The following is a 16,204-nucleotide window of genomic DNA, read 5'->3' as shown; positions in this document are numbered from 1 at the left end:
CTTTTATTTTACCAGCTGCGGACGAAGTGACAGAAGCTTGAGGTGACAGCTGAATAAAAATTCATAGGCTTCCAGCACCCTTTTCGCTTCAAATGCGGTCCGTCCCCATGCCGTAATGCCGTGATTGCGGATTAACACCGCGCCTGATCCGGCGTCCGCATGGTGCGCGAAATTTTCGGCCAATGCCGGGATGTGCGCCGGATTGTCAATGATCGGAACGGTCACGGACGCGTTTTCCTCCCATAATCCGAGCGCCTTAATCATCTCCTGCCCCTGAAAAGTGATTTGTTTTTCATCCCCGTAAAGCTCTGAGATGACATTATTATTGACGGTATGGACATGCAGACAGCAGCCGGCGTCTGTCTTTTGGTATAAGTAAGTATGGAGAAGCGTTTCTGCTGAAGGTTTTAAAGAATGGCCGGTCTCAGCGGGCTTCCCGTACTCATCGATCAAGAGAAAATCTTCGTCTGTTTCTTTTCGTTTGTCTTTTCCGCTCGCCGTAACGAGAAAAGTCAGCGGCCCGTCGGATACTTTGATGGAAAGATTCCCGCTCGTTCCCGGGAACCAGTCTCTTTCGGCCAGCTCGCGTTTTACCTCGGCAAGTTCGCGCCAGCGTTCTTCTTTTGCAGCCATGCCTGCACCTCCCCGATGTTTTCAATGCCTGTTTTCACCTCATGAAAATCTTGAAAAGGCAGATGCCGGAGGCCGAGTTCTTTGCATTCAGTCAAAAGATAATCTCTCGCAAAACACATATCGGATAACTTTGCAGCCTCGACATCCGTGACCGAATCACCGATCATAACGAGAAATTTCTGCTGATCGGATAGCTTCCGGATGACTGACGGTTTGCAGCAGCCGCATTGATTGGTACAGTCTCCGTCACAGGCATGCGGCCAGTCTATATGAATATATTCATTGTCAAAGGATGCATGATTGCAGAAAATCCGCTCCTTTTCTACGATCCCTTCCAAAAGCGGATGCACAAAAAAGTCCATTCCTCCGCTTACGATATAAAACGGGAGGTCGTTTGAGCGGACAAACGAGACAAAATCCAAAAAGCCGTCCCGTATTTTCGCATCCTTCAGGATAAAGCCGGTCAGTTCTTCTTTTAAGCTGCTCGGCAGCAGTCCGAACATCCGGCCGACTCCTTCTTGGATTGATATGCTTTTAGACAGAACATCGTCTTTTAATTCAAGCCACTCAGGAGGCGCGAATTCTTTCATCATGCTGACAATGTTGTCGTTCATGGTGACCGTTCCGTCGAAATCACAAATAATCAGCGGTGTGCGGGTCATACGGCTTCCACCCTTCCCCATTTGTCTAATGCGAGCTGAAGATCTTTGCACGACGCGGCTTTTTCTTCAATCGGCTGCGCTTCAAGCACCGCATCAATGACGGCGCGGAACGCTTTTCCGCCGCCCTCGGCTCCTTTCGGGTGGCCGTGAATGCCTCCGCCGGCATTGATGATGTGGTCGATGCCGAAATCGCGCATCAATAATGGCACCATACCGGGATGAATGCCTGCTGACGGGACGGCAAACGACGGATGAAAGACATCGTCTTTTACACATTCATCATGGATTGCAAGCGCGGACTCCTTCGGAAGAGCAACGGTTCCGTAAGGTGACGGAAATAAGCTGAAATCAGCGCCGCAATAGCGGTTCAGCTTGCCGAGCAAAAGCGCATGCGACAAGCCGTAAACGGGAGATGATGTGAAAGCGCCGCTGACTGCCGGATGCGCCATGATCGGAAGCGGGATTTCCCTGTCTTCAGCAAGGCTCTGCATCACATCTAAACCGTAAGCGAACACATTCAATAAAAGCGCGTCCGCCCCGAGTTCTGCCGCGCGCCTCGCTTTATCCCGCAATTCGGCGGTCCTTCCCGTAAGGTTTACGGCATACAGCGTTTTATGCCCCGTCTCCTCCCGGGTTTCCTTCAGGACTTGTTTTCCTTCGATAATGCGGGTTTCAAACGGAGCCAGTTCATTTTCAAAGAAAATTTCGTCATCTTTAATAAGATCCACGCCGCCGAGCGCCTGCTGTCTGAGCTGTTCTTTAATGTCGGCGAGATCCCGTCCGATCACGCCTTTAAATATGCTCATCAGAAGCGGTCTTTCAAATTCGCCCAGCAGTTTGCGGATGCCGTATATACCGAATTTCGGCCCGGGAAGGGAGCGTTTAAACCCTTCGGAAAATTCAAGATCAGTCAATTTTATTTTTCCGTCCAGTGACAGCTTTCCGAATACCGTCGTCAGGACGGCCGGAATATCTCTTGAAAAGTTCGCCTCGGGATAGGCGATGGTGATGACGGATTGTGTTTCGTTTTCTGAGGTTCCTTCTTTCTCCTCAACTTTTACGACCCGCCCTTTATGTTTTCTGAGCTGTTCCTGCTTCACCAGGGGCAGGTCAGTCCAGGAGCCTACCGTCAGCCCCGCCGCAATCTGTTCCGCCCGCTTTTCACTGTCCGTTGTGTCTGTCAGAAGATATGTTGCCAATACTTCGCTCATGCGTGAACGCCTCTCTTTCTTTCGCAAAACATAAAAAAACCTCTTCCGTATGAGCAGAAAGAGGCTTCGTGTTATGTCCGAATCTTATCTCTCAGCTCCTGCTGCAAGAATTAGCACCGTGCTTTATCAGTCGGTTGCCGGGCTTCATCGGGCTCGTCCCTCTGCCTGCTCTTGATAAGAATAATGATTTTATAAAGTATTTTGAATTATCGCATTGTTATCCTGATATGTCAATGCTTTTTCGGGTGAAAAGATTCAGTTTCCCGATCCGTTCCGCAGCTTCTTTAAGTCTTTCTTCACTTGTCAGAAGACCGACTCTTATATAGCCTTCCCCCCATTTTCCGAACCCGTTTCCGGCAGCGACCGCGACATCCGCTTTCTCGAGCAGCAGGTCTGAAAACGACTGTGACGTATAACCGTCAGGCACAGGGAGCCATGCAAAAAAGGAGCCCGCCGGAGCCGTCACATCCCAGCCGATATCGCGGCAGGCTTCAATCCATGCATTGCGTCTCGATTCATATCTGTCATTTTGCGCTGCGACGCATGCCTGATCCGCTAAAAGAGCGGCTGCCGCCGCCTGCTGCGCCGCGGGAAACAAACTGACAAACATATGATCCTGATAAAGGTTGATCGCTTCGATGACAGAAGCGTTTCCGACGGCAAATCCGACCCGCCAGCCCGCCATATTATAGGTTTTAGACAAGGTATAGATTTCGATTCCCGTCTCTTTTGCGCCTTCGGTCTGCAAAAAGCTCAGCGGTTTATGCCCGTCAAAGCCGACGGCTCCGTACGCGAAATCATGAACGACACAAATGCCGTTTTGCTCCGCAAAACCGACCGTTTCCTCGAAAAACGCCTCTGTCGCCACAGCGCCGGTCGGATTATTCGGATAATTGAGATACAGCAGCTTCGCCTCGCTCCGCACCTTTTCAGGAATTACGCTGTAATCAGGGAGAAACCCTCTTTCTTCCGACAGCGGCATCATTTCCATTTTCGCTTTTGCAAGGGCGACGCCTGACCAGTAATCAGGATATCCGGGATCAGGCACCAGAATGGTATCTCCAGGGTTTAAAAGACATTGCGGAAGCTCAACAAGTCCCGCCTTGCCTCCGAACAGCACAGCGACTTCCGTTTCCGGATCAAGCGTAACCCCGTACTCCCTTTCATAAAATGCAGCGGCTGCTTTTTTGAAGCTGTAAGCGCCCCGGAATGATGAATATTTATGATTTTCCGGCCTTTCGACGGCGCGCTTCATTTCTTCAACGATATGCTGAGGCGTCGGCTGATCAGGGTTTCCCTGCCCTAAATTGATGACGTCTCTGCCTTCTTTCAGCTTTTGATTCACTTTTTGCACCAATGATGCGAAAAATTGTTCCGGCAGCTGTTTGAGTACATCTGAGATTTCAAAGTTCATATTTTTCACCTTCTAAAAATGTCTTGAAATGATAGTCCATCATCATATATGGTTAAATAAAAAAAGTAAAGAGAAACTTGAGGTGTTAAAAAATGAAATGGACCGTTTCCTGTTTGCAATTTGATATTTCATACGGAAATCCTTCAGAAAACTTTAAAAAAGCAGAATCTTTGATTGAGCAAGAAAGCCGCCATGCGGATGTAATCGTGCTTCCTGAGTTGTGGACGACCGGCTATGATCTCACACGGCTAGATCAGCTGGCGGATGAAAACGGCAAAGTTTCGGAACAATGGCTTAAAGAAACGGCAAAAACATACAACGTACACCTCGTTGCCGGATCTTTTGCGGTCAAAGAAGGCGAAAATGTCTATAACACCATGTACATCGCCGATAACAGCGGACAGATCGTGAAGCGGTATCAGAAAGCACATCTGTTTCAGCTGATGGATGAACACCTTTACTTGTCAGCAGGAAACAGTGACGGTTCCTTTGAGCTTGACGGTGTCAAGTGCGCCGGGCTGATCTGCTATGATATCCGTTTCCCCGAATGGATCAGAAAGCATACGTCCCAGGGCGCGAATGTCCTGTTTATCTCTGCTGAATGGCCTCTGCCCCGCCTTGATCATTGGCGAAGCCTGCTTATCGCCAGAGCAATTGAAAACCAATGTTTTGTCGCAGCCTCTAACTGCACGGGGTCCAATCCCGATAATGAATTTGCCGGCCACAGCCTGATTATTGACCCGTGGGGCCGGATTTTAGCCGAAGGAGACCGGACGGAAGGCGCAGTCCGGGCGGAAATTGATGTGTCAGAAAGCGCGGACGTGCGGGGAACCATTCCGGTTTTCCAAGACTTGCGGCGTGATTTATATTAATTTTCAAAAAAACGTTGACAAGAATATCCGGCACCTGCTAATATTTTCATCAACTGATTAATCCGAATTGTGATACAAATCAATATATTTTTCTCTTATCGAGAGTTGGGCGAGGGATTGGCCTTTTGACCCCAACAGCAACCGACCGTAATTCCATTGTGAAATGGGGCGCGTACATTTTGCGCCGAGACGATTGTCTCATAAGGCACGGTGCTAATTCCATCAGATGTTATCTGAGAGATAAGAGGCGGACTGCACTGTTTCAGCCTCCTTCTCTTTCAGAGAAGGAGGCTTTTTTTCGGGCGTATTCTCCGTCACGATCTCTTACTGCCACTACATAATTGGAGGGTAAATCCATGTCAGCAACTAAAACAAGTCTTTATGAACAATTAACAGAAAGCTCCGCCGCCGCGTTAGCCGTCAAGCTCGGCTTATTCCAAAGCAAAAGCACTCTGACATGCCGTGAAATCGGCGACGGCAATTTAAATTACGTCTTTCATGTTTACGATAAAGAAAACAAAAAAGGACTGATTATTAAACAGGCAATCCCTTACGCGAAAGTCGTCGGTGAAAGCTGGCCGCTTACCATTGACCGGGCGAGAATCGAAAGCAGCGCCCTCATCCGCCAGGGCGAACACGTGCCGCACCTCGTTCCGGCCGTTTACTATTCCGATACTGAAATGGCCGTCACGGTAATGGAAGACCTCTCCCATTTGCGGATTTCAAGAAAAGGGCTGCTGGAAGGGCAGCATTATCCGAACTTATCGGTTCATATCGGTGAATTTTTAGGGAAAACGCTTTTTTACTCATCCGATTATGCGCTTGATGCGAAAGTAAAGCAGCAGCTCGCAAAGCAGTTTACAAATCCTGAGCTTTGCAATATTACAGAAAGGCTTGTGTTTACAGAACCGTTTCTCGACCATGAGACAAACGATTTTGAAGAGGAGCTGCGCCCATACGCAGAAAAAGTTTGGAACAATTCCCGGCTGAAAGAAGGCGCTGACGAATTGAAAGCCATCTTTCTGAATTCCGCGGAAACATTGGTTCACGGCGATCTGCACACGGGAAGCATCTTCGCCGATGAACATGAAACAAAGGTGATTGATCCCGAGTTTGCTTTCTTCGGACCGATCGGGTTTGACATCGGCCAATTTATCGCCAATCTGCTGTTAAACGCCCTCAGCCGCGACGGTGACGACAGACAGCCGTTATATGACCACACCGCTGCCGTATGGGATACATTTGTGAAAACATTCAGTGAAGCATGGGAGAAAGACTGCCTGCCTTCCCGCAGACACCTGCTGGAAGACACACTGAAAAACGCGTTTGAGGAAGCGGTCGGTTTTGCGGGATGCGAATTGATCCGGCGCACGATCGGACTCGCCCATGTGGCTGACTTAGATGAAATCACTCCGTTTGACAAACGAATCGAACGGAAGAAGCTGGCGCTTGACATCGGCGCCTATTATATCGAAAACAGAAAAGAACTGAAGCATATCACCGAGGTTCTGGACCAATTTAAGCTCCGTGTAAAGGAATGATGCAGCATGACCAATGAATTTGCCATCCCCCGTTCTGTAGAATGGAAAGAAACCTACATCCGCATTTTAAATCAGCAAAAGCTTCCCGACGTCACTGAATATGCGGAACTTGAAACAAAGGAAGATGTATTCGACGCGATTGTCACGCTGAAAGTAAGGGGCGCCCCGGCCATCGGTATAACCGCGGCGTTCGGACTCGCGCTCTCCGCCAAGTCATTTGAAGCCCGCGACCTTTCAGATTTCCGACGTCAATTCGCGGATGTCAAAGCGTATTTAAACAGTTCGAGGCCCACTGCCGTCAACCTTGCGTGGGCGCTTGACAGACTTACGGATTCGATCAGGGATGCGATCTCAATCAATGAAGCGAAGACAACGCTCGTTCATGAAGCCATTCAAATTCAGATTGAGGATGAAGAAACATGCCGAATGATCGGCCAAAATGCTCTGCACCTTTTTAATAAAGGCGACCAGATCATGACCATCTGCAATGCGGGCTCGATTGCCACAAGCCGGTACGGTACGGCGCTTGCTCCCTTTTACTTAGCGAAACAAAAAGACCTCGGCCTTCATATCTACGCATGTGAAACAAGACCCGTTCTTCAAGGATCACGGCTGACGGCGTGGGAGCTGATGCAGGGCGGAATTGATGTCACGCTCATTACGGACAGCATGGCCGCCCATACAATGAAGGAAAAACATATTTCTGCGGTCATTGTCGGCGCTGACAGAATTGCAAAAAACGGTGATACGGCCAACAAAATCGGAACGTACGGCCTCGCTATTTTGGCAAACGCCTTTCAAATTCCGTTTTTTGTGGCCGCACCGCTTTCGACATTTGACTTGCAGATTGAAAACGGCGATCAGATTCCGATTGAAGAAAGAGATCCGGATGAAGTCAGACAGATCTCCGGCATACGCACCGCTCCCGAGGATGTTCCGGTCTTCAATCCGGCCTTTGACATCACACCGGGCAGCCTGATTTCCGGCATAATAACCGAGAAAGGAATTGTGACCGGTTCTTACACGGAAGAAATTGAACAATTATTCGCTGACTGCCAGCTGAGCTGAAAAACCGCTGATGATATTGCCTCAGGCAATGTCAGCGGTTTTTTTGTCTGCACAATGTAATCACTTCATCTTTTTGGGCGGCTGTAATGAGATGCATTTTAAAAAACAGCTCTGCATAACCGGCTATCTTTTGCGGACGGCTCACTTTCATCAGGCTTCGTCCTCCTTTTTCATCAGGGCAACTTTTTTCACTTAATAAAATGATATGTCGGACGCGAAAAAACGGAACGTGCCATACGCTTTATTTTTCTTTATAGGATATTTGTTCGATGTTCAGCAGCACCGCTTTTACATCCGTCTTCGTGCCCGCGTATCCCGTTAAGGCGCTGTTTTTGCCGATTACCCTATGGCACGGGATCAAAATCGGCAGCCGGTTTCGTTTATTGGCTTGTCCGATGGCGCGCACCGCTTTCGGTTTTCCGATCGCTTCAGCCATATCGCCGTAGCTTCGGGATTCCCCGTAAGGAATCATCGTCAGCGCGTTCCACACCCTTTCCTGAAAGGGTGTGCCTTTTTGTCTCAGAGGCAGAGAGAATTGCTTTCTTTCTCCTGAAAAATATGATGCCAGCTGCTGTTTCGCCTCCGACAGCAAAGCGGTTTCGCACGGCTTTACGCCGGGCGCGTCTTTCCGCCATTCCTCAAAATCTTCCCCGGTGAGAAACAGGCCGGTAATAAAGCTCTCTTCCTCTGTTACGATGACGGTTCCAAACGGCGCTCTTACACTTGTAAAACAGATCATTCCCCGCTCCTTCTTTCTTCCGTATTCTGCCGGATCGGAAGCGTCAAATGAAAAACGGTGCCCTTCCCTTCTTCACTTTCCACATGAATGCGGCCCTGATGCTCTTCGATGATTTTATAACTGACCATGAGGCCGAGGCCCGTTCCCCTGTCTTTTGTCGTGTAAAATGGTTCACCCAGACGTTTTAATTTGTCTTCGGAAATGCCCGTTCCTTCATCTTGAATAGAAATCAAAATGTGGTCTTGATCAGAAGACTGAATGGTCACGTAGATATTGCCGCCGCCCGGCATGACTTCAATGGCGTTTTTTAAAATATTGATAAACACCTGTTTTAATTGATTCGGTTCACAGTAAATCGGCGGGATGTTTCCGGTCAGGTTCAGATGGATCTGCACATTGACAAGATTGGCCTGGGCATTCAAAAGATCAGCCGTGTCTTTCATAATCTGCGTCACGTCTTTTTCTTCATATAGTATCGCTTGGGGTTTCGCTAAAATTAAAAATTCAGTGATGATAGACTCGATGCGTTTTAATTCTGAGGTAATGACGTTAAAGTACAGAGAATATTCGCCTTCAATGCTTCCTTGAAGAAGCTGAATGAACCCTTTCAGCGCCGTCATCGGGTTTCTGATTTCGTGGGCGATGCCCGCCGCCAGCTCCCCTACAACATGAAGAGTATCGGATTTCCGCAGCCTCTCTTCAAGCTCTTTGGCCTCTGTGACATCTTTAAAGATGGCCAGATTCATATTTTGAATGATATTTCTTTTGAAGGAGAATTCCAGTTTGCGGCTGTCGCTGCTGCTTAACAGGAAGGGGATTTCATTATCCATTCCTTCTAAATCAATCTTTCTGGCGGGAACACCCGCGTTTTCAATATCAAATAAAGAAAGAATATCCGGAACGGTGTACGCTCTCAGCTCCTCATCCGGCATACCGAGTATACGGCTTGCGAGAGGATTCGCGTCAATAATGCGGAATTGGTTGTCAAATAAGACCTTGCCGTCCATTGAGCCGTTGAATACTTTTCTGAATTTCAGCTCGCTTTCCCGCAATTCTTTTTCCATGCGCTTACGATCGCTGACATTTCTTAAAATGGTTAAATGCTGACCTTCAAGTATGGTTCGTTTTGATGTGAATTCCAGCTCTTTAAATTGGCCGTTTGCCATCTGAAACAGCATTTCTTCACGGATTTCCCCGTATTTTTCATATTTTTTCTTAATCTGCTTGTATTTTTTCTGCGGATCAACGATAAACGTACATAAATTCGTCTCCACCAGCTTATCCATCGGCAGTTCGAAAATGCGGCACGCCGATTCGTTTGCTTTGGCAATCTTTCCGTCATCAGACCAAATGATAATCGCGTCCATGGCGTTTTCAAAAATTTCGCGGAATCGCTCTTCGCTTTTAAAGAGTTTCAATTCCATCAGCCGTTTCTCTGTTATGTCTCTCATAATGGACATGTAGAACCCGCTGATTAAGTTGGACGTAATCGTAAATTCAAACAGCTTCTCTTCGCCGGACCGAAGCTTGACGGGCAGTTCTCCTTTGGCGTTTCCTTTTCTGCGGAGGGTTTCCCAGATTTCTTTCAGATGCTTTTTGTTTTCTCCGTCGGTAAAATGGCGGAGCGACAGATGGGACAATTCATTCTGGCCGATCTCAAAGCTTTTGCAAAAAGAGAGGTTCGCATCAATAAACCCGCCGTCCTTATCAAACAGCACGATGCCGTCGACAGCCCTGTCAAACAAATCTTTAAACAGCTGCTCGTTCATGGAGAATTCGCGCTCTAATATTTTTTTAGAGGAGATATCCCTCATCACCACAAAAAAATAATCCTCCCCAATTCCGTCTCTGGCGAGGAATTCAATGTATTTCGTCGCGCCGCTGTCAAGCTTAATCGGCACCTCTTTCCACAGATGGCCTTTTTTTAAAAACTTTTTCACGGCCTTATTCAGTTCTTCCTGAGGCACGGAATATAAAAAATCCAGGACGGAGCGGTTAATGAGGTTCTCTGCCTCAATCTGCATCATCCGGGCCGCAGCCTCGTTCGCCTGGACGATTTTCATTTCCTTACGGCATATAAAAATGGCATCAAGCGTGTTATTCATAATCACGTGATACCGGTTCAAATCACTCTTCAGGCGGTCATTTTCCTCTTTCATCCGCTTCAGCTGCTCTTTCAGCGACTCGTTTGTTTGCAAATCCAGAGTTTCAGCCATTCAGTACACTCCTTCTTCAAAAACCTATCCTTCAATATTTCTACAAAATACCTCATCTTCCTTCATTCGCCCTATACATTTCAGAAAATTTCAATGATATGACAAGTTAAAGTCTTTTTCTACGATCCTTACCTCCCCGTTACATCATCCTAACAATCCCTTTTGTCCTCCTTCAATTTTTTGTTTTTTATTTTAAAATGAACACCAACAGGAAATAATCATGCAGTGGATGATTTTTGAAGAGAAGGTGATGCTATGACAAAATCGCGAGACAGTTACTTTGACAACGCCAAGTTTATCTTGATTTTTCTGGTGGTGTTCGGCCATATCCTCCGGTCATTTATTAACGGAAATGAGTTTATGCTCCATCTCTACAAATTCATTTATACTTTTCATATGCCGGCCTTTATCCTGGTTTCCGGCTATTTCGCAAAAAACTTTAAGCGGACAGGTTATGTGAAGAAGCTGGCTGTGAAGCTGATTATTCCGTACCTGATTTTTCAGGGCATTTACTCAGTTTTTTACTATTTGATTCAGGATGAAAGCATGGCAAGCGTCAATCCGATTGATCCGCAGTGGTCTCTCTGGTTTTTAGTCAGCTTATTCTTTTGGAATCTGCTGCTTTATCCCTTTACGAAGCTGCCGAAAATGTGGGCGCTTGGGGCGAGCTGCGGGCTTGCCGTCATGATCGGGTATCTTGATTTTATCAGCAGCACGCTGAGTCTTTCACGGACGTTTGTTTTTCTTCCGATGTTTCTCGTCGGGTTTTATTTAAAGAAACAGCACTTTGATTTGCTTCGGGCTAAAAGAGGCAGACAGATTGCCGCGGGCGTGCTGGGGATTGTTTTCCTGTTATGCTGGTGCATTGACTTTGATTACTCGTGGCTGTTCGGATCGGAGCCTTATTCCACATTCGGCTCAGTGTCGCTGTTGAGCGGTCTGTCGCGCATCGGCTGGTATGTTTTGGCCTTTGCCGCCACTTTCAGCTTTTTGGCGCTCGTTCCGCAAAAGCGTTATTTCTTTACGAAATGGGGGACGAGAACGTTTTACGTGTATCTGCTGCATGGATTCATTATAAAAACGCTGCGGCAGATCGGGCTTGAAGATCACTTGTCTGATTATCAGAATTTAGTCATACTCTTAATGTTAACGGCCGCTCTTACGTCCATTCTCTCCAGCAATGCGGTGAAAACGGCCGCACAGCCGTTTATTGAGCTGCGGATAACCGGCTTGCTTGAAGCGGTGAAAGGAACAAGAAACGGTGCTTATTCGAAATAATGCAAAATACCTCTTAAGCGTTGCCGCCTAAGAGGTATTTTTTATTGTTTGCCGTCTTCTTTTTTCTTTGGCTTCGTCTGTTCAAGCGTTTCAATCCATTTTCCGGCGTTATAATCACCGAGCTCGCTTGCAAACTCTTCTTCAAGCAATTTAGGGTCCATCGGCTTTTTATGGTTTTGCATGTCTTTGCTGTGGCGGTTTTTTTTCGTCATGTTACTCGCCTCCTTGTTTGCCGTGTTTTGATTTGCGGTTTGCGCCTCTCAGTCCGGGATCACCGTCATATTGTGTTTTGTATGCATCTTTGTCCATGCTCTCAGTCGGTGTGTTGTTGTTGGTCAAAGCTTCATTCTTTGCTGCTTTGCGTTTCATTTGATTTCCTCCTTCTGTCAGCAAATCTGTTTTGAATTCATCAAGCATTTTTTTCAAGTCGCGCACTGTCACGTTTTTGGCCTCATCAATGAGTTCATAGCCGATCTGTCCGTTCGGCTCAAGCAGCACATATTTAAAATCTTGAATGTCTCCGAGGCCTTCCTGCCTGATCCTCATTGACAGCTGATCTTCGGTAAAACGCATTTTTTTTAAGTTTTCCGGGATGATTTTTCCGTTTCTGACAACGGCGACGGTTTTTCCTGAAAATAAAAACTCAAAAAAGCTTGATTTGATTTCTAAATATTCCATCAGGATTAACACCGCAATAAAAATCGCCGCCGCGAAAATAGTTTCCCATAAATTATGTTCAATAAACGGCTGAATAATAATCGAGCCGATCGAAATCATGATGACTGTCTGGGTCACCGACAGCTGGCTGATTGATTTCCGTCCGGCAATCCGCAATAAAAAGGTACCGACCGCTATCATAACTACCGACTTCCAAAATACGGCAAACAATGACGTCACCTCTTTACAAGTAGAATCTCCAAAGAAACTGTTTCCACACATCCATTTTACGGCAATAAAAAACACCGCTTTCTGAAAAGCGGTGTCAGCCGATAATCATTCTTTCCTTCGGATAGTGATAATTTGCTTCGATTTCTTTTCGGCCGATCAAATAAAGGAACGTCAAAATGCCGATCCGGCCGATAAACATGACAATCATGATCACGCATTTTCCGATATCGCTTAAATGCGGAGTAATCCCGAGCGACAGGCCGGTCGTTCCGAAAGCGGAACACACTTCAAAAAGCAGTCCGAGCAGCGTCTGATTTTTCTCCGTCACGGCCAGAATCAGCGTCGATCCGAACACGAGCAGAATCGCCATCATCGTAACGACCAGCGACTTCATGACATCAGCCTGGTGAAGCTCGCGTTTAAAGACCTTGACCGCTTTATTCCCCCGTGCAAAATGAAACAGAGCAAGAAGGTTAAGCGCAAACGTCGTCGTACGGATTCCGCCGCCGACCGAGCTCGGTGATGCGCCGATAAACATGAGGGCACAGATGAAAAATAATGTCGGTGCCGACAGCTGGCTGATATCAATTGTCGCAAGCCCGCCGCTTCGCGTAGCGGTTGATTGAAAGAGACATAAAAATAAAACATCATGCCAGCTTTTCCCCTTCATGACATGGCTTGCTTCAAGCGCATAAATGCCCACGGCTCCGAACAAAACGAGCATTCCGAACGTAACGGTCGTAATTTTCGTAAACAGCGTGAATGAATATCTGCGCTGTTTTGAAAACAAAAAGTCCTTTACTTCTACGAGCACCGGAAAACCGATCGCACCGAAAATAATCAGAAGCATCGTAATAAACTGCACGAAATAGTCATGTCTGAACGGGACGAGTGAATTTCCCGTAATATCAAAACCGCCGTTTGTCGTGGCGCTGACGCTCGCAAAGAATCCGTGCAAGTACGCCTGTTCAAACGAATCATAATACGTTAAAAAATATGTTCCTAAGATGATGCCGCCTAAAAACTCGATTAATAAAATCAAAAACAGCACTTGCTTCATCAGGTTGACGATACCGGAAAACTGCGATTGATTCTGATCCACCATGATGAGCTTCCGTTCCCGCAGACCGATCCGTTTGCCCATAATGAGCCAGACGAATGTTCCGAGCGTCATGATGCCGATTCCGCCGAATTGAAGCACGAAAGCCAAAATGACAATCCCGGCCGTGCTGAATGTATCAGCCGTGTTGACGACCGTTAAACCGGTGACACTGACTGAGCTGACAGCCGTAAACAGCGCGTCTATAAACGACCAGCTGGCCCCTTGTTTGTGGGCGGCCGGCAGACTTAGCAAAATAAATGCCACCGTCACAGCAAGAAAATAATATAATGCAATCAGCTGTGCTGGCGACAAGATCTGTATGAATTTCTTCAGTTTTAATTTCATAAGATAGTTCCTTCTGCCTCTCAAATGTAGTACGTAATTATTCTAATGATATTGGGAGAATTTTTAAAGGTCTTTTTAGAAAGATTTTTCATTACCTTATGTAATTTGCCGATCTTTAAACAAAAAACCTCTGAAACGATTGTCAGAGGTTTTGTTGATTATTTTGCTTCCAGCCTGCGAATGCGCTCATCGAGATCAGGGTGTGTGGAGAACAATGACGAATGCTTTTTGCCGTTAATTTTTAACGTCTGCACTGCCGTCTGGTCTTCTTCATTCACATGTCCTGTATAAGACTTCAGCGTACGCAGGGCGTGAATCATTTTATCCTTGCCGGCAAGGTCTGCACCGCCGCGGTCAGCGTGAAACTCTCTGTGGCGCGAGTAGGCGAAGACGACAAGACTGCCGAGAATGGAAAAGATAATCTGAAACACGATCATCGCGATAAAATGAACGACCGGCGCGAGGTCTTCTTTGACGAAGCGGCTTGCAACCCATGCCGCGATTCGGGAAAGGAATACGACGAACGTATTGACGATTCCCTGCAGCAGCGTCATCGTGACCATATCACCGTTTGTGATGTGTGCGACTTCATGGGCAAGAACCCCTTCCACCGCAGCATCATCCATCTGCTGCAATAAACCTGAAGAAACCGCGACAAGCGAACGGCGCTTAGAAGGTCCGGTCGCAAAAGCATTGACCTCCGGGGAATGATAAATGCCGACTTCAGGCATTTTCGTCATCCCTGCGGCACGTGACAATCTGTGCACACGGTCAACCAATTGCTGCTCTTCATAGCTGAGCGACTGTTTCTTCGGATTTAACACCCGGACGCCCATCATCGTTTTGGCCATCCATCTGGACATTCCGAGAGAAATAAAAGAACCGACAAAACCGACGACAAGACTGAACACGAGCAATGCCATCAGATCAATGCGGCCATTTTGTATATACGAGCCGACACCGGTAACGCTTGTAATAATCGTAAGCACAATTCCGATTGTCGTAATGACCAAAAGGTTCGTTAAAATAAACAGAAATATTCTTTTCGCCATAATTACCTCCGTCTTTTTTAAGATCAAAAGAACTTATTTACTTAAATTATAAATGATCTGTTTGAAAATGCAACAATTTCGACGTATGATGTTAATGTAATTCTCAGTGATATTAAAAAGTGAACACGTAATCAATCAGAGGTGAACCATGAACACGTTTAAACTGACCCGAACTGATATGGTCCGGCTTCTTTACGCGTTAAAAGGCCAAGGAGACGCAACTCCTCTCCAAATCTTATTGCAATCAGCGGATATGACCTTGGATGAAGCGGAAAGCCGTCTGCATATCCCTGAATTTCTGACGAGATTCGAACGAAAAAAAGAGAAAAAGGAATACGGGCTTTCAACTAACGAGATTGTCGAGCTGGGAAATCTGTGCGAGCTGACGTCTTTAAAATCAACCGCCGTCCAAAACTGGGTGAAGCGCGATATTAAAGATTTGATCGGCCACCCCTTACTCGGCAAAAAATATACAATTGAACAAGCTGTCATCCTTCTCATTGTACGTGATTTAAAATCAATTTATGACTTCGAACATATACGCGGCATATTAAAAATCGCTTTTAACACGATCACAGACAGATCAGACGACGTCATCAGCCCGATCAGCTACTATGAAAGCTGCGCCCAAGTGATTGATTATCTTCATCATAAGGCAAACCCGCCGATGAAGGAAACGAGCCTGCAGGAGCTCGTCGAAGAGCAGACGGACAAGCTCAAAGGCTGCTTTAAAGAACTCGGAAGCGGACAATGGAACAATATCAGATCCATAATCGCCGTCACGGTGCTCTCCGTTTTGACTTTCCATATTCAAGCCTCAGCCTACAAAATGATCAGCCATTTATTATAATTCATAACGCTTCTTCGCCCCGGTGTCTGCGCCGGGGTTTTTTTGCTGTACAACAATTGCCAGCATAATCAATACCGTTCCGTTTGAAACTAAAATGCGAAAACACATCTTGCCAGAGAAAAGGAGATGAAAAAGATGGCGAGCAGAAATAAACTCTTAGTTCCAGGGGCTGAGCAGGCACTTGACCAATTTAAATACGAAGTGGCTCAAGAATTCGGCGTGAACCTTAGCTCTGATACAGCAGCACGCGCAAACGGCTCTGTAGGCGGGGAAATGACAAAACGTCTTGTACAGCAGGCTCAATCACAATTAAACGGGAAAAATCAATAATGC

Annotated in this window: 16 protein-coding genes and 2 riboswitches; of the genes, 6 read left to right on the top strand and 10 right to left on the bottom strand. The window is 46.7% G+C overall.

The window, feature by feature from the left end:
* Positions 1–3 precede the first annotated feature (3 nt).
* The 4 genes from RUW00_RS00825 to RUW00_RS00810 form a co-directional block, all read right to left on the bottom strand.
* A complete protein-coding gene (locus RUW00_RS00825) occupies positions 4–633 on the bottom strand; it encodes a methylthioribulose 1-phosphate dehydratase (protein WP_095061345.1) in 630 nt (209 codons plus the stop codon).
* Positions 591–1,295 carry a 2-hydroxy-3-keto-5-methylthiopentenyl-1-phosphate phosphatase gene (mtnX, locus tag RUW00_RS00820; protein ID WP_022553437.1) on the bottom strand — a complete coding sequence of 235 codons (705 nt, stop codon included), beginning with the start codon at positions 1,293–1,295 and terminating at the stop codon, positions 591–593. Before mtnX ends, RUW00_RS00825 begins: the two co-directional genes overlap by 43 nt.
* On the bottom strand, positions 1,292–2,506 hold the full coding sequence (mtnW, locus tag RUW00_RS00815; protein ID WP_029974834.1) for a 2,3-diketo-5-methylthiopentyl-1-phosphate enolase: 1,215 nt from the start codon (positions 2,504–2,506) through the stop codon (positions 1,292–1,294). Before mtnW ends, mtnX begins: the two co-directional genes overlap by 4 nt.
* 81 nt (positions 2,507–2,587) lie before the next feature.
* Positions 2,588–2,687, bottom strand: a riboswitch (SAM riboswitch).
* Between the two features lie 36 nt (positions 2,688–2,723).
* Positions 2,724–3,920 carry a pyridoxal phosphate-dependent aminotransferase gene (locus tag RUW00_RS00810; protein WP_280145053.1) on the bottom strand — a complete coding sequence of 399 codons (1,197 nt, stop codon included), beginning with the start codon at positions 3,918–3,920 and terminating at the stop codon, positions 2,724–2,726.
* A 92-nt stretch (positions 3,921–4,012) separates the two neighbouring features.
* Here RUW00_RS00810 and RUW00_RS00805 point away from each other — a divergent pair, with 92 nt between their 5' ends.
* From RUW00_RS00805 to mtnA, 3 genes are all read left to right on the top strand, one after another.
* Entirely contained in the window at positions 4,013–4,792 is a 780-nt protein-coding gene (locus RUW00_RS00805) for a carbon-nitrogen family hydrolase (RefSeq protein ID WP_060561770.1), read from the top strand.
* Positions 4,793–4,884: 92 nt separating this feature from the next.
* Positions 4,885–5,039, top strand: a riboswitch (SAM riboswitch).
* A gap of 109 nt (positions 5,040–5,148) precedes the next feature.
* A complete protein-coding gene (gene mtnK / locus RUW00_RS00800) occupies positions 5,149–6,333 on the top strand; it encodes an S-methyl-5-thioribose kinase (protein ID WP_021493785.1) in 1,185 nt (394 codons plus the stop codon).
* A gap of 6 nt (positions 6,334–6,339) precedes the next feature.
* Complete coding sequence (gene mtnA, locus RUW00_RS00795) at positions 6,340–7,401, top strand: S-methyl-5-thioribose-1-phosphate isomerase (protein ID WP_017417644.1); 1,062 nt, start codon at positions 6,340–6,342, stop codon at positions 7,399–7,401.
* Between the two features lie 241 nt (positions 7,402–7,642).
* Here the strand turns inward: mtnA and RUW00_RS00785 are convergent, their stop codons facing one another.
* Positions 7,643–8,140 (bottom strand): methylated-DNA--[protein]-cysteine S-methyltransferase, encoded by a 498-nt coding sequence (locus RUW00_RS00785; RefSeq protein WP_007610941.1) that lies wholly within the window; start codon positions 8,138–8,140, stop codon positions 7,643–7,645.
* On the bottom strand, positions 8,137–10,356 hold the full coding sequence (locus RUW00_RS00780; RefSeq protein ID WP_280145052.1) for a PAS domain-containing sensor histidine kinase: 2,220 nt from the start codon (positions 10,354–10,356) through the stop codon (positions 8,137–8,139). The genes RUW00_RS00785 and RUW00_RS00780 overlap by 4 nt, the downstream gene beginning before the upstream one ends.
* Positions 10,357–10,611: 255 nt before the next feature.
* Between RUW00_RS00780 and RUW00_RS00775 the strand changes: the two genes are divergently transcribed.
* Positions 10,612–11,634 (top strand): acyltransferase family protein, encoded by a 1,023-nt coding sequence (locus RUW00_RS00775; RefSeq protein WP_029974694.1) that lies wholly within the window; start codon positions 10,612–10,614, stop codon positions 11,632–11,634.
* A gap of 41 nt (positions 11,635–11,675) precedes the next feature.
* Here RUW00_RS00775 and RUW00_RS00770 read toward each other — a convergent pair whose 3' ends face one another.
* The 4 genes from RUW00_RS00770 to htpX all read right to left on the bottom strand — a co-directional run bounded on the left by RUW00_RS00770 (position 11,676) and on the right by htpX (position 15,021).
* Positions 11,676–11,846, bottom strand: coding sequence for a hypothetical protein (locus RUW00_RS00770; protein WP_007610936.1), 171 nt, complete (start codon positions 11,844–11,846; stop codon positions 11,676–11,678).
* 1 nt (position 11,847) lies between these two features.
* Positions 11,848–12,522 (bottom strand): DUF421 domain-containing protein, encoded by a 675-nt coding sequence (locus tag RUW00_RS00765; protein WP_072177543.1) that lies wholly within the window; start codon positions 12,520–12,522, stop codon positions 11,848–11,850.
* A gap of 94 nt (positions 12,523–12,616) precedes the next feature.
* Complete coding sequence (locus tag RUW00_RS00760) at positions 12,617–13,969, bottom strand: TrkH family potassium uptake protein (protein ID WP_007408478.1); 1,353 nt, start codon at positions 13,967–13,969, stop codon at positions 12,617–12,619.
* Positions 13,970–14,127: 158 nt separating this feature from the next.
* On the bottom strand, positions 14,128–15,021 hold the full coding sequence (htpX, locus tag RUW00_RS00755; protein WP_007407207.1) for a protease HtpX: 894 nt from the start codon (positions 15,019–15,021) through the stop codon (positions 14,128–14,130).
* A gap of 148 nt (positions 15,022–15,169) precedes the next feature.
* Here htpX and RUW00_RS00750 point away from each other — a divergent pair, with 148 nt between their 5' ends.
* Positions 15,170–15,871: a DUF1836 domain-containing protein gene (locus tag RUW00_RS00750; RefSeq protein ID WP_012117404.1), complete on the top strand. Its 702-nt coding sequence runs from the start codon at positions 15,170–15,172 to the stop codon at positions 15,869–15,871.
* Between the two features lie 135 nt (positions 15,872–16,006).
* Positions 16,007–16,201, top strand: a complete 195-nt coding sequence (locus RUW00_RS00745) for an alpha/beta-type small acid-soluble spore protein (RefSeq protein ID WP_003154717.1) — start codon at positions 16,007–16,009, stop codon at positions 16,199–16,201.
* Positions 16,202–16,204: the final 3 nt, after the last annotated feature.

The sequence above is a fragment of the Bacillus sp. IS1 genome (assembly GCF_032461585.1).
GTDB classification, from domain to species: Bacteria; Bacillota; Bacilli; order Bacillales; family Bacillaceae; genus Bacillus; species Bacillus velezensis.
Note: the sequence above shows the minus strand (reverse complement) of the source record. Positions and strands in the feature narration are given on the sequence as shown.

Bases quoted from the DNA above. Each gene is read 5' to 3' on its own strand.
- RUW00_RS00760 (WP_007408478.1), bottom strand. From the start codon at position 13,969: ATGAAATTAAAACTGAAGAAATTCATACAGATCTTGTCGCCAGCACAG.
- htpX (WP_007407207.1), bottom strand. From the start codon at position 15,021: ATGGCGAAAAGAATATTTCTGTTTATTTTAACGAACCTTTTGGTCATT.
- mtnX (WP_022553437.1), bottom strand. From the start codon at position 1,295: ATGACCCGCACACCGCTGATTATTTGTGATTTCGACGGAACGGTCACC.
- RUW00_RS00825 (WP_095061345.1), bottom strand. From the start codon at position 633: ATGGCTGCAAAAGAAGAACGCTGGCGCGAACTTGCCGAGGTAAAACGC.
- RUW00_RS00770 (WP_007610936.1), bottom strand. From the start codon at position 11,846: ATGACGAAAAAAAACCGCCACAGCAAAGACATGCAAAACCATAAAAAG.
- RUW00_RS00745 (WP_003154717.1), top strand. From the start codon at position 16,007: ATGGCGAGCAGAAATAAACTCTTAGTTCCAGGGGCTGAGCAGGCACTT.
- mtnK (WP_021493785.1), top strand. From the start codon at position 5,149: ATGTCAGCAACTAAAACAAGTCTTTATGAACAATTAACAGAAAGCTCC.
- RUW00_RS00785 (WP_007610941.1), bottom strand. From the start codon at position 8,140: ATGATCTGTTTTACAAGTGTAAGAGCGCCGTTTGGAACCGTCATCGTA.
- mtnA (WP_017417644.1), top strand. From the start codon at position 6,340: ATGACCAATGAATTTGCCATCCCCCGTTCTGTAGAATGGAAAGAAACC.
- RUW00_RS00750 (WP_012117404.1), top strand. From the start codon at position 15,170: ATGAACACGTTTAAACTGACCCGAACTGATATGGTCCGGCTTCTTTAC.
- RUW00_RS00775 (WP_029974694.1), top strand. From the start codon at position 10,612: ATGACAAAATCGCGAGACAGTTACTTTGACAACGCCAAGTTTATCTTG.
- RUW00_RS00805 (WP_060561770.1), top strand. From the start codon at position 4,013: ATGAAATGGACCGTTTCCTGTTTGCAATTTGATATTTCATACGGAAAT.
- RUW00_RS00780 (WP_280145052.1), bottom strand. From the start codon at position 10,356: ATGGCTGAAACTCTGGATTTGCAAACAAACGAGTCGCTGAAAGAGCAG.
- mtnW (WP_029974834.1), bottom strand. From the start codon at position 2,506: ATGAGCGAAGTATTGGCAACATATCTTCTGACAGACACAACGGACAGT.
- RUW00_RS00810 (WP_280145053.1), bottom strand. From the start codon at position 3,920: ATGAACTTTGAAATCTCAGATGTACTCAAACAGCTGCCGGAACAATTT.